General features: G+C 71.1%; 11 protein-coding genes, 1 tRNA gene and 1 pseudogene. 7 read left to right on the top strand and 6 right to left on the bottom strand.

Annotation, left to right across the window (positions count from 1 at the left end; genetic code table 11):
* Window positions 1–56: 56 nt before the first annotated feature.
* Entirely contained in the window at window positions 57–398 is a 342-nt protein-coding gene (locus ACZ7L5_RS11790) for a hypothetical protein (RefSeq protein ID WP_471516467.1), read from the top strand.
* Window positions 399–426: 28 nt separating this feature from the next.
* Here ACZ7L5_RS11790 and ACZ7L5_RS11785 read toward each other — a convergent pair whose 3' ends face one another.
* Window positions 427–1,359 (bottom strand): alpha/beta hydrolase, encoded by a 933-nt coding sequence (locus ACZ7L5_RS11785; protein WP_471516466.1) that lies wholly within the window; start codon window positions 1,357–1,359, stop codon window positions 427–429.
* 175 nt (window positions 1,360–1,534) lie between these two features.
* Between ACZ7L5_RS11785 and ACZ7L5_RS11780 the strand changes: the two genes are divergently transcribed.
* Window positions 1,535–1,608 (top strand) — tRNA-Pro (locus tag ACZ7L5_RS11780).
* A gap of 783 nt (window positions 1,609–2,391) precedes the next feature.
* On the opposite strand, the gene ACZ7L5_RS11775 is transcribed toward ACZ7L5_RS11780, so the two are convergent.
* From ACZ7L5_RS11775 to ACZ7L5_RS11755, 5 genes and pseudogenes are all read right to left on the bottom strand, one after another.
* On the bottom strand, window positions 2,392–3,330 hold the full coding sequence (locus ACZ7L5_RS11775) for an ABC transporter permease (RefSeq protein ID WP_471516465.1): 939 nt from the start codon (window positions 3,328–3,330) through the stop codon (window positions 2,392–2,394).
* The gene (locus tag ACZ7L5_RS11770; RefSeq protein ID WP_471516464.1) at window positions 3,317–4,114 is read right to left on the bottom strand and encodes an ABC transporter ATP-binding protein; all 798 of its coding nucleotides are present in this window, start codon (window positions 4,112–4,114) and stop codon (window positions 3,317–3,319) included. Before ACZ7L5_RS11770 ends, ACZ7L5_RS11775 begins: the two co-directional genes overlap by 14 nt.
* A 36-nt stretch (window positions 4,115–4,150) precedes the next feature.
* Window positions 4,151–5,257 (bottom strand): ABC transporter substrate-binding protein, encoded by a 1,107-nt coding sequence (locus tag ACZ7L5_RS11765; RefSeq protein WP_471516463.1) that lies wholly within the window; start codon window positions 5,255–5,257, stop codon window positions 4,151–4,153.
* Between the two features lie 96 nt (window positions 5,258–5,353).
* Window positions 5,354–5,455 carry a putative leader peptide gene (locus tag ACZ7L5_RS11760; RefSeq protein ID WP_471516462.1) on the bottom strand — a complete coding sequence of 34 codons (102 nt, stop codon included), beginning with the start codon at window positions 5,453–5,455 and terminating at the stop codon, window positions 5,354–5,356.
* Between the two features lie 69 nt (window positions 5,456–5,524).
* Window positions 5,525–7,634 (bottom strand): annotated as a pseudogene (locus ACZ7L5_RS11755) (LysR substrate-binding domain-containing protein); the annotation flags it as partial.
* Between the two features lie 123 nt (window positions 7,635–7,757).
* Here ACZ7L5_RS11755 and ACZ7L5_RS11750 point away from each other — a divergent pair.
* From ACZ7L5_RS11750 to ACZ7L5_RS11730, 5 genes are all read left to right on the top strand, one after another.
* Entirely contained in the window at window positions 7,758–7,838 is an 81-nt protein-coding gene (locus ACZ7L5_RS11750; RefSeq protein ID WP_351078001.1) for a putative leader peptide, read from the top strand.
* Between the two features lie 186 nt (window positions 7,839–8,024).
* On the top strand, window positions 8,025–9,155 hold the full coding sequence (gene sfnG / locus ACZ7L5_RS11745) for a dimethylsulfone monooxygenase SfnG (RefSeq protein WP_471516461.1): 1,131 nt from the start codon (window positions 8,025–8,027) through the stop codon (window positions 9,153–9,155).
* Window positions 9,156–9,199: 44 nt separating this feature from the next.
* Window positions 9,200–10,417 (top strand): acyl-CoA dehydrogenase family protein, encoded by a 1,218-nt coding sequence (locus tag ACZ7L5_RS11740; RefSeq protein ID WP_471516460.1) that lies wholly within the window; start codon window positions 9,200–9,202, stop codon window positions 10,415–10,417.
* 11 nt (window positions 10,418–10,428) lie between these two features.
* The gene (gene ssuE, locus ACZ7L5_RS11735; RefSeq protein WP_471516459.1) at window positions 10,429–10,986 is read left to right on the top strand and encodes an NADPH-dependent FMN reductase; all 558 of its coding nucleotides are present in this window, start codon (window positions 10,429–10,431) and stop codon (window positions 10,984–10,986) included.
* Window positions 10,983–12,179 carry an SfnB family sulfur acquisition oxidoreductase gene (locus tag ACZ7L5_RS11730; RefSeq protein ID WP_471516458.1) on the top strand — a complete coding sequence of 399 codons (1,197 nt, stop codon included), beginning with the start codon at window positions 10,983–10,985 and terminating at the stop codon, window positions 12,177–12,179. The genes ssuE and ACZ7L5_RS11730 overlap by 4 nt, the downstream gene beginning before the upstream one ends.
* The last annotated feature ends 24 nt before the right edge of the window (window positions 12,180–12,203 follow it).

The following is a 12,203-nucleotide window of genomic DNA, read 5'->3' as shown; positions in this document are numbered from 1 at the left end:
GCACCTCTCGGTGCGCCCGGGGCTGTTGAGTTGTTCGGTAAAGGGGGAGCAGGGACGTGACGGCACTTCTCGCGCTGGCAGCCGTCGTCGCGTTCATGGCCAAGGCGGGCCTGCCGTGGTGGGTGGTCGTGGCCGTGGCCCTGCTGATGTCGGGGTTCGGCATGGGGAGGTCCGGGGGCCCGGGGCGAGGGTCCCGGACCACCCCGACATCCGGCCCGGCGGCTCAGCCCATCTGGCCCTCGGCCGACCGGAGTTCGGTTGTCGTGCCGGTGGTCCCGGTGAACGTGCGCGTCCCGTCCCCGGACGCGTACCGCGTGCCGGTGGCGAGCGCCGGGACCCGCGCGGGCGCGGAGAGGCAACCAGTGGTCGCCAACGGGCAGAGCGGGCTGGGCTCTTAAGCCCGCGCCCCGCCGCCCCGCGGTTCCGTCAGACCTCGACGGCCTCCCGGATCCGCCGCGTGATGATCGTGTAAACGTCCCGCGCCTTCTGGTCGTCGGTCCCGTCGTACCCGTGATCGGCGCCGCGCACCTCATGGTGGTCGACCAGCGCACCGACGCCCCGGAGCCGCTCCGCGTAACGCACGCCCTCGGCCCGGAGCAGGTCGTGTTCGGCGGTGATCACCAGCGCGGGCGCGATGCCTTTCAGATCCGCGGTGTCCGAAGGGTGCGCCGGGGACACGAGGGGATCGAGGCGCCGCCGGACATCCGGGACGTACGACGTGTCGAAGACGTCGCCCATCCAGGGCCGCAGCATCGGCTCGGCGATTGCGGCGCGCTTGTTCCGGACGCCCGTCGCCAGGTCGAGCGGCGGATAGTGCAGCACCTGGAGCGCGATCGACGGCCCGCCCTCCTCGAAGGCCTGCCGCGCCACGGCCGCCGCGAGCCCGCCGCCGGCGCTCTGCCCGCCCACGGTGAGCCGTCCGCCGTCCCACCCCTCCTCGGTGCCGTGCGCCGCGACCCACCGAACGATCTCGTAGGCCTGCCGGGGCGGCGCCGGGAACGGATGCTGCGGCGCGACGACATAGTCCACGTTGATCACGACCGCCCCCGCCTCGGCGGCGAGGAACCGGCACAGCGGATCGTCCAGCTCGGTCAGTGTCATGACGTAGCCGCCACCGTGGAAGTTGACGTGCACGGGCGGGGCCGGCTCGTCATGGGCGGGCAGATATACCGTGGCCCGGGCGGGAGCGATCGATGTGGGGATCGTCAACTCCCGTATCCTGCGCGGACATTCGGGGAAGCGGGCGTGCGAGGCGGCGGCCGAGCCCCGGCCGCTGGAACGCCGGTCCGCCATGACGGTCACCCGCTGCATGACCTTGGCGACGAGGCCGGCCACCGCAGGCCGGGTCAGGAGGGACATATGGCTTCCGTTCGGTCGCGGCCCGTGGGCCTGCCCCGCAGTGGACCGGCCCTCCTTGAGTTAGGCAATTATAGATGGCGGCAATAATTGGTCAAGAGGTCGGACCGGCTGGGCGGGGCAGCCCATGAGGTAGGGTTGACCTGCATGATCACGCGGTTCGCCGCGGGGCAGGCATCGGGACGTGGCGCAGCTTGGTAGCGCACTTGACTGGGGGTCAAGGGGTCGCAGGTTCAAATCCTGTCGTCCCGACTGGAGACAGTCACAGGTCAGGGCCGGTTTCGGAGGCATCCGAAACCGGCCCTGACCATTTCGCGAGCGCGGTGCGCCCAGCACAATCCTGCGCAGGACGTGGAGTTGGACTCCGGCGTCGGCGAACCAGGTGGGCGCACTTCCTGGGGGTGTTTCACCGGGACTGTTGCGGACGGCGTGCGGCGGTGGACCCGCGGGGGCCAAGGGGGCGGCGTGCGACCGACAGTGGGCAGTGGGCAGTGGGGCCGCGATCCGCGGAGTCGGCTCGGTCCGCCCGACCTGGCCGGCTCGGTCTGTCCAGGCATTGCTCGGCTCGGTCATCCCGGCCCAGTTGGGGCCTGCCTCGGCCGTCTTGGTCTTGGCTTGATCTAGCCTGGCGCGACCTGGCATGGCTCGTCCGACGCTCGGTCCGGCCCGGACCCGGGCTCGGCTTGGTCCAGGCAGCTTCGGTGCGGCCCAGCTGGGGGCTGCCTCAGTTGCCTTGGTCCGGCTTGGCTCGATCTCGCCTGGTCCGACCGGGGTATGGCTCGTTCCGGCTCGGTCCGGCCCGGACCCGGGCTTGCCTCAGTTCAGGCAGCCTCGGTTCAGAATAGCTAGGGCCCTCGGCCGCCTTGGTCCGGCTGGCTCGATCCAGCCTGGTTTGACCCCGGGCTTGGCTCGGCCAACCTCGGCCCAGCCCAGCCCAGCCCAGCCCAGCCCAGCCCAGCCCAGCCGGCCCAGGGCCCGCCGCACTGCGGCACCCCCGTGCGGCCGCCGCCGTCGAGGCCCAGCCCCACCGCCCCTTCAGCGAGCCACCAACAGCCCCCGCCCCCGCAGCACCCGCCGCTCCAGCGGGCTGAAGATCAGCAGGTCGATGGCGATTCCGACGAGGAGGATCAGGAAGATGGCCAGGAACACCTGAGGCATGCTGCTGTTGTTGCGGCCGTTCTCCAGCAACTGGCCGAGGCCGACTCCGAGATCGGGGGAGGAGGCGATGATTTCGGCGGCCATCAGTGACCGCCAGGAGAACGCCCAGCCCTGCTTCAGGCCGGCGAGATAGCCCGGGAGCGCCCCCGGCATCACGATGTGCCAGGCCTCGCGCAGCCCGGTCGCGCCCAGGGTCCTTCCGGCGCGCAGGAACAGCGGGGGGATCTGGTCGATGCCCGCGACGAGGCCGTTGGCGATGGACGGGACCGCGCCGAGCAGGATCACGGCGTACATCATCGAGTTGTTGAGGCCCAGCCAGAGCACGGCCGGCGGCACCCAGGCCACCGACGGCAGCGACTGAAGGCCCGACAGGATGGGGCCGATGGCCGCCCGGACGAACCTCACCCGGGCGACCAGCAGACCGAGCGGCGTACCGATGGCGAGAGCGAGGAGGAATCCGATGAGGCCGCGAGAGACGGATGTCCAGATGTAGTCGAGCAACGTGCCCTGGAGCCAGGCCTCGCGGACCTCGCCCCACACGTCGGACGGCGAGGCCAGCTTGTAGTCGGGGGCGACCTCGGCCCACACCAGCAACTGCCAGACCACCAGCACCAATGCGACAGCGGTGACGGGCGGCAGCACCTTGCGGACCAGGGTCTCGCGCAACGGCGTACGGTCCACCCGCACCGCATCCAGCGCGTCGAGACCGGCCTCAAGTCCCGCCAGATCACTGGGATCCTGCGGCGCCCCGGCGGTCTCGGGGCCGTCCTTGGTGACGTCGACCTTGATGTCGACGCGGTTGTCAGTGCCGGCCATGGCGGCGGATCTCCCCACGCAGTTCTTCGGTGATCTCGACGGACAGCTCGGCGACCGCCGTGTCCTCGATGCGTCGCGGGTGCGGGATGTCGACCGTCCACTCCCGCGCGATCCGGCCGGGCCGCGAGGACAGCAGCACCACACGCTGGGCCAGGCGGACCGCCTCGCGCACGTTGTGCGTGACGAACAGGACGGACACGCCCGTCTCGCGCCAGATGCGGGTGAGCTCGTCGTGCAGGACGTCACGGGTGATGGCGTCGAGTGCGGCGAACGGCTCGTCCATCAGCAGCAGCCGGCTGTCCTGGGCCAGCGCCCGGGCCAGGGCAACCCGCTGCCGCATCCCGCCCGACAGCTCGTGCACCCGCTTGCCGTACGCGCCCTTCAACCGGACGAGTTCGAGCAGCCGCTCCGCCTCGGGGCGGCGTTCCGCCTTGGCGACCCCGCGCAGCTTGAGCGCGAGCTCGATGTTCTTGCCGGCGGTCAGCCAGGGGAACAGCGCGTGTTCCTGGAACATCAGGGCGGGCCGGCCGTCCGTGCCGATCGAACCGGCGGACGGCCGATCCAGCCCCGCGACCAGGTTCAGCAGCGTCGACTTGCCGCAGCCGGAAGCCCCCAGGAGGGTGACGAACTCGCCGGGCGCGACATCGAGGGTGATGTCGTCGAGGACGAGTTGCTGCCCGGCGGGGCCGGCGAAGGACTTCGAGATATGCTCGACACGGGCGGCATACGTCACCGCCGCGGCGTCCTCGGCGACCTTCGCGGTCGTGGCCGTCAGGGTGGCCATGGTCGTCACCTCCTGGGAACTGGGCGGACGCGGTGGTTACTTGGCGCCGAGACCGGCGTCGTCGACCTCGTCCTTGCCGTCGGCCTTGAGGACCTTGTTGAGCGGCGTGAGGTCGTAGATGCCCTTCAGGTCGGGCTCCTCCAGCAGGCCGGCCTTCACCGCGTGCTCCGCCTCGCTGTCGAGGGTCGCGGCCAGCGGGTCGTCGAGGAAGGTGATCGACTTCCACGCCGGGTCGATGACCTCGGCGGGCAGGGCCTTGCCGGAGAGCTCCTCCAGGGCCTTGTTCGCGGAGGCCTTGGCCTTGTCCGGGTTGGCGTTGATCCACTCGTTGGTCTTCACCGAACCGCGCAGCAAGGCCTCGACGACGTCCGGGTGCTCCTTGAGGAACTCCTGCCGCACGATGATGTTCGTGATCACGAACTTCTTGTCCGGCCACAGGTCGGCCTCGTCGAGCAGCACCTTGCCGCCCTCGGCGACCAGCTTGGACGCGGTCGGCTCCGGCACCCACGCGCCGTCGATCGAGCCGGACTTGTAGGCGTCAGGCGTGATCTTGTTGTCGGTGCGGACGACCGAGACGTCACCCTTGCCGCTCTCCGCGTCGACCTTCCAGCCCTGCTCGGAGATCCAGTTGAGCAGCGCCACGTCCTGCGTGTTGCCGAGCTGCGGCGTGGCGATCTTCTTGCCCTTGACGTCCTTGAGGGACTTGATCTTCTCCGGGTTGACGACGAGCTTCACCCCGCCGGAGGCCGAGCCGGAGATGATCCGCAGGTTCTTCCCGGCCGCCTTGGTGTAGCCGTTGATCGCGGGGGACGGGCCGATCCAGCCGATGTCGATGGAGCCGGAGTTCAGCGCCTCGATCTCCGAAGGCCCGGCGTTGAACGTCGAGGGCTTGATCGTGGTGCCGCCGAGCTCCTTCTGGAACAGGCCCTCCTGGACGCCCACCAGCGCGGTGGCGTGCGTGAGGTTGGGGAAGTAGCCGATCTTCACCTCGTCGACGGAGAGCTTCTTGGCGTCCGCCGCGACCTCGGCCTGCTTGCCGTCGTCGGTGGAGTCGGCGCCGTAGCCGCAGGCGGTCAGCAGCAGAGGGAGCGCCGCTATGGCGGCGAAGGTGCGCAGGGTGGTGAGCGGTCTTGCGGCAGACACGGAGGTGTCCTCTCGGAATGAGTGACAGGGGAGTGCGGGAGTACGTCGGAGAACGGCGGCGCTTGCGCGGAGCACGGGCACGCTCCGCGAACGGCTTCAGACGAGCCGACAGATGGCGCTGGACGTACGCGCGAAATCGATGTGGCGACGCGAGGTCAGAAGGGGCCGGACGAGGCTTGCGTGAACGCGCACAGTCATGGCCACCCCCACTCCACCGATTCCTAGTTTTCCTACCTGGTTGATGGGGATCGTGGCAGAAGGTGGCGCTCACCCCAAGAGGGATTTCACATAGTGGACCTTGCCATCTCTCCCTTTGGGAACTGCGAGCTCAGGGGCGCACAGCAGCGCACGCGCCACCGCGTCGTTCTGGCGGAAGGCGGGGGCGTTCGTGCGCGGGCGGGCGAACGCGGCGACGGCCCGGCTGTTGGTGGGGGCGCCGAGGGCGATACGGCGTGGGTGCGTGCGGCCGAGGGACGGGTCGAGGACGTGGCCGTCCGCGGCGGAGACGGCCAGCAGGCCGGACTGGTGGGTGTGCGTGGGGTCGGCGATGACCTCCTCGGTGAGGGCGCCCGCCCGGTGCAGGTCACGCAGGAGGGGGTACTCGGTGCGGTCGAGGGAGGCGCGGGGCAGATACGCCTCGATCAGGGCGGTCGCGTGGAGCGTGTACCCGGGGACGGTGGCGCCGGCCGCGGTGAAGGTGCCGGTCGCCTCGTCGGTGCCGATCCGGATGCCGGCGCCCAGGAAGCGGACGACCCCGGCCCGGGACAGCGCGAGCAGCTGGCGCAGCCGGAAGCCGGGCGGCCCGGAGGCCAGGAAGCTGAAGAACCCGTGCCACCAGCCGTCGAGCTGCTCGGCGACGGACCGAGCGGTCAGCCGTCCGCCGGCCAGCAGGCGGGGCAGCTGCTCGTAGATGGAGAGCAGCGCGAGGAACGCCCAGAGGTCGGCACTGAACTCCGGGTCCTCACGGCGGGCGACGTCCCGGGCGATCCGCTCCCGCAAGTGCGCCTGGACGGCGTCCGGCGCGGGGAAGGCGAGACCGTCCAGGGGGTGGTCAAGTGTCTCGAAGTCCAGCTGGTCCGCCGGGTCGGGTACGGCCGCGGCGACGAGGTCGGCCATGTCGTCGGCGTACCAGTCCAGACGGTCGTAGGCGGCGACGAAGTCCGGCCAGGGGACGGCGGTGCGCTCCGGGTGAGCGTGGAAGAGCTCGTGGTAGTGGCCGAAGCCGATCTCCTTGGCCATCAGCGGCCACACATCGCGCCGCAGATCCAGCGGGCGCCCCTCGGCGAGCAGCGCGTCGACCGCTTCGGGACCGAAGTGCCGGGGCATCGGTGGCCTGGGTCCCTGGAGCTGGTAGCGGGTCTTGGAGTGGTACGGCACTCCCCGCCGCGATCCGACGTGGAGTACGGGCTCGCGGCCCGACGGCAGGTAGGTCAGGCTGCCGTCGGTCTCGGTGCGGTACGTGCCGCCGCGGCCCTCGGTGAGCAGGGCCATCAGGTCGATGAAGGCGAGCCCGAAGCCACGCAGGACGACGTGCTCGCCGGGCCGCAGTGCGGACAGGTCGGCGTCGGCGGAGAACTCGGGCGGCAGGTGGAAGCGGCCGTGGCGGCGGGCGAAGGCGGCGTGGGCGCGGTGTTCCGCGGCGGGGGTGGAGCCGATGTGTCCCTGGGCCAGGACCACCAGGTCGGCGGCGAGGGGTGTGGCGCGGTCGGCCAGGTGCACGTGCTGCGGGCCGTCCGGGGGACGGGTGACCGCGGTCGCGGTCGTGCGGTGCCACTCGACCGTGACGGTGGGCGGCAGCTGGGCCAGCGCCCTGCGGAACGCCAGAAGCACGTCGGTCGCGTCGCCGGCGAGCGGCCGTACGGTGATCGCGCCCCGCCGCGAGCGCAGCGAATGGGGGTCCCCCGGCCGAAAGCTGGGGAGGGTCCCCGATGACACTGAAGTCGGGCAGCACGGTCGCCCCCAGTCCCTCGGCGACCATCAGGTTGCCCATCTCGGCGCCGTCGGTGGAGTAGGAGAAGGACACCACCAGCGGTTCGGCGAGCAGGCTGTCCGCGTCCACCGCCTCCAGGGCGGCCGGCGGACTGTCCGGACGCACGCACACCACCGGCCGGCCGCGCAGCGGTTCAGTGGGCTCGGGGTAGTTCACCAGCCCCAGACCGAACGCACCCTCCAGCAGCCCACGCTGGATCTCGGGCTGCTGCGCGCCGACCAGTTCGACCCGGGTGGCCGGGTGCGAGGCCCGGAACTCCCGCACCGTCGGATTGACCAGCGAGACGGTGGCCGTGTCGACGGTGCCGAGCCGGACCATCCGGCTGATGCGGTGCTGGTCGCCAGCCGCGCCGCGCAGCCGGTCGACCGCGGCCTGCACGCTCATGACCCGGGCCGCGCGCCGCGTTCAAGGGAAACCCCGTCACAACCTCGTGAATACCGACTCTCAGAATGTGGAATCCCAACCGGGCATTCTTGACCTGCCTGAGTACCCGCTGCTTTGATCGATGGCATGAAGCGACAGGACCTCACGCGGCGACGCCATGTCGACCTCGCGCGTGTCTCCAGCTCCTGCTGTCGCTGTCGGGTCTGAGCGCACCGAGGGAATCCCCTCGCACTCGCGCCGCTCTCTTCGCGCATTTCACTGCCGGCCGATTTCCGCGGTGATTTCGGCTTTCCCCGGGACGGCGATTCCGCACGCCTGAATCCCGATCACTGAACACGTTTCCCTGCCACGCACGCGCCCATTTCGCGTGCGCAGTCATGCCAGGAGTTCCCCATGCCCGTATGGCCCGGATCCGACCCCCTGCGCTTCGCCTACTGGGTGCCGAACGTCAGCGGCGGCCTGGTCACCAGCACCATCGAGCAGCGCACCGACTGGGGCTACGACTACAACCGCGAGCTCGCCGTCCTCGCCGAGAACAACGGCTTCGACTACGCCCTCAGCCAGGTCCGCTACATGGCCGGCTACGGCGCCGAGTTCCAGCACGAGTCGACCAGCTTCAGCCTCGCCCTGCTCCTCGCCACCCAGCGCCTGAAGGTCATCGCCGCCGTACACCCCGGTCTGTGGAACCCCGGCGTCCTCGCCAAACTCGGTGCCACCGCCGACCACCTGTCGAACGGCCGCTTCGCCGTCAACGTCGTCAGCGGCTGGTTCAAGGGCGAGTTCACCGCCCTCGGCGAACCCTGGCTGGAGCACGACGAGCGCTACCGGCGCGCCGAGGAGTTCATCAGCGCGCTGCGCAGGATCTGGACCGAGGACCACGCCGAACTCGCCGGGGACTTCTACCGGGTACGCGACTTCACCCTCAAGCCCAAGCCGCTCAACACCCCCGAGCGGCCGCACCCGGAGATCTTCCAGGGCGGCAATTCCACCGCCGCCCGCGCCATGGCCGGCCGTGTCTCCGACTGGTACTTCAGCAACGGCAAGGACTTCGACGGCGTCACCGAGCAGATCAACGACGTCCGCGCCTCCGCCGCCCGAGCGGGCCGCAGCGCACCGAAGTTCGGGCTCAACGGCTTCCTCATCGCCCGCGACACCGAGGCCGAGGCCCGCGAGACGCTCCGCGAGATCGTCGCCAAGGCCAACACCGAGGCCGTCCACGGCTTCCGCGACGCCGTCCAGCAGGCCGGTCCGTCCACCGCCGACGGCAAGGGCATGTGGCAGGACTCCAGCTTCGAGGACCTGGTCCAGTACAACGACGGCTTCCGCACGGGTCTGATCGGCACGCCCGAGCAGATCGCCGAGCGGATCGTCGCCTACAAGCGGCTCGGCGTCGACCTCTTCCTCCTCGGCTTCCTGCACTACCTGGAAGAGGTCGAGTACTTCGGCAAGCGGGTGTTGCCCCTCGTCCGCGAACTGGAGGCCCAGGAGGCCGAGTCGGAGCCCGTCGCCGCCGCCCACGCCTGACCGCCACCCGCATCCGCGCCCCCACCCGAGACGAAAAGGTTCCCATGAGCACCGCCGCACCGGCCGACTGGAAGACCGCCCCCGCCCCGAAGGACACCGAGGGCTGGCTCGCCCGTGCCGCCGAGGTCGCCGCAGTCCTCGCCACCGACGCCGCCGCCCGCGACAAGGCCGCCGCCACCCCGTACGCCGAGGTCCAGCTGCTGAAGGACGCCGGCCTGGTCACCCTCCTCGGCCCCGTCGAGCACGGCGGCGCGGGCCAGGACTGGCCCACCGCCTACCGCGTCGTCCGCGAGGTCGCCAAGGCGGACGGCTCCATCGGCCAGCTGCTCGGCTACCACTACCTGTGGAACTGGGCCGCCCGCCTGGTCGCCACCCGCGAACAGTGGGAGCACGTGGCGGCCGAGGCCGCCCGCAACCAGTGGTTCTTCGGAGGCGCGGTCAACCCGCGCGACGAGGACGTGGTGGTGAAGGACGAGGGCGACACCCTCACCTTCAGCGGCCGCAAGTCCTTCTCCACCGGCAGCAAGGTCTCCGACGTCACCGTGCTCGAAGGCGTCCTGGAGGGCACCGACGACCACGTGTTCGCCATCGTCCCGTCCGACAGCGAGGGCCTGACCTTCCACGACGACTGGGACAACATCGGCCAGCGCCTCACCGAGAGCGGCGGCGTCACTCTCGACGCCGTACGCGTCCCCTGGTCGGCCGCCGCGGGCTATGCGGGCAAGACGTTCCGGCCGCGCGTCTACAACACCCTGAACGTGCCGACCATCCAGCTCGTCTTCGTCAGCTTCTACCTCGGCATCGCCGCAGGCGCCCTGGAGACCGCCGCCGGCTACACCCGGACCAAGTCCCGCGCCTGGCTGCACGGCGGCCACGAGCACGCCGTCGACGAGCCGTACGTCATCGACACCTATGGCGACCTCACCGCCAAGCTGTGGGCCGCCGAAGCGCTGACCGACGCCGTGGCTGCCGAGGGGCAGAAGCTGCACGACGACCCCGACGCGGTCACCGAACAGGCCCGCGGCGGGTTCGAGGTGCGGGTGGCCGCGGTGAAGGCCCGCGCCACCGATGTGGCCCTGGAGGTCACCAACCGCATCTTCGAGGTGACCGGCGCCCGCGCCACCGCCTCCGCCGAGGGCCTGGACCGCTTCTGGCGCAACGTCCGCACTCACACCCTCCACGATCCCGTCGCCTACAAGCGCCGCGAGATCGGCCGCCACGTCCTCACCGGCGAACTGCCGCAGCCCACCTGGTACTCCTGAAAGGTCCTCCCATGGCCACCATCCTCTCCGTCTCCGGCAGCCCCTCCGCCGCCTCCCGCACCGCGCGCCTGCTGCGTCACCTGGACGACCGGCTGATCGCCCAGGGCCACGACGTGATCCCGCTCGACGTCCGCGCGCTCCCGCCGGAGGCCCTGCTGCACGCCCAGTTCCGGCACCCGGCGATCGTCGAGGCCACCGCCCTCTTCGAGCAGGCGGACGGCATCGTGATCGGCACTCCCGTCTACAAGGCCGCCTACTCCGGCCTGCTGAAGTCGCTGCTCGACCTGCTCCCGCAGTACGCGCTGGCGGGCAAGACGGTCCTGCCGCTGGCCACCGGCGGCACCACCGCCCACGTCCTGGCCATCGACTACGCCCTGCGCCCGGTCCTGAACTCCATGGGCCCCGCTCACATCACGCCGGGCTGGTTCACGCTCGACAAGGAGATCACCGTCGCCGACGACGGCACCCTGACCGTCGCGCCCGGCGCCGCCGAGGCCCTGGCCCAGGTCACCGACCAGTTCTCGCTCGCCCTCGGTGGCCGTCCGACGGTCCTGGCGGCCACCGGATGACCGCGGCGACCGTGGTCGCCGGCGACGCCGAGGCCCTCGGCGTCGCCGCCGAATTGGCCGCGGACTTCCGCAAGGACGCCGCCGAGCGGGACGCGCGGCGCCGGCTTCCGCACCCGGAACTGGAGCGGCTGTCCGCCTCCGGGCTGCTGGGTGTGACGGTGCCCGCGGAGTTCGGCGGCGCGGACGTCCGTACGGAGACCCTCGCCGAGATCTTCCGGCTGGTGGCCTCGGCCGACGCCAGCCTCGCCCAGATCCCGCAGAGCCACTTCGTGTACGTGGGCGTGCTGCGCCGGCAGGGGACGCGGGAGCAGCAGGAGTTCCTCTTCGGCGAGGTACTGGCGGGAAAGCGGTTCGGCAACGCCCAGTCCGAGGCGGGCACCAGCCACGTCCAGGACATCCGTACCCGGCTCAGGCGCCGCCCGGACGGTTCGTACGTCCTCGACGGCGTCAAGCACTACTCGACCGGCGCCCTGTTCGCCGACTGGATCCCCGTCCTCGCCCGCGCCGACGACGACAACCTGCACGTGGCGTACGTGCCGCGGGACGCACCCGGCCTCACGGTCGTGGACGACTGGGACGGCATGGGCCAGCGCACCACCGCCAGCGGCACCGTCCGCCTGGATTCGGTGCCCGTGCCCGCCGCCCACGTGGTGCCGCACCACCTCACCTTCCGGGGGCCCCAACTCCACGGGGCAGTGGCCCAGTTGCTGCACGCTGCCATCGATGCGGGGATCGCCTCCGGAGCGCTGGCCGAGGCCGTGGAGTTCGTCCGCACGAAGAGCCGCCCCTGGTTCGAGAGCGTCGACGAAGGCCACGCCACCGCAGCCGACGACCCGCTGCTGATCCAGCGCTTCGGCGAACTGGCGATCCGGGTGCGGGCCGCCGACGCGCTGCTCGTCACCGCGGCACGCTCCGTGGACGCCGCCCGCGCCGACCTGACCGACGACTCGGCAGCCGAGGCCTCCATCGCCGTGGCAGCCGCCAAGGTGACGGCGGCGGAGGCGGCCCTGGAGGTCGGCAGTGCCCTCTTCGAGGTGGCCGGCACCCGCTCCGCCCTCGACTCCCTTGGCCTGCACCGCCACTGGCGCGACGCCCGCACCCACACCCTGCACGATCCGGCCCGCTGGAAGGTCCAGTACATCGGCCGCTACGTGCTGAACGGCACCAGGCCGCCCCGGCACGGCCTGCTCTGACGGCCGTTCCCCTCAACCGCCTCC

This window comes from Streptomyces sp. NPDC107528 (genome assembly GCF_055639295.1).
This window is presented reverse-complemented; position numbering and strand designations above follow the sequence as displayed.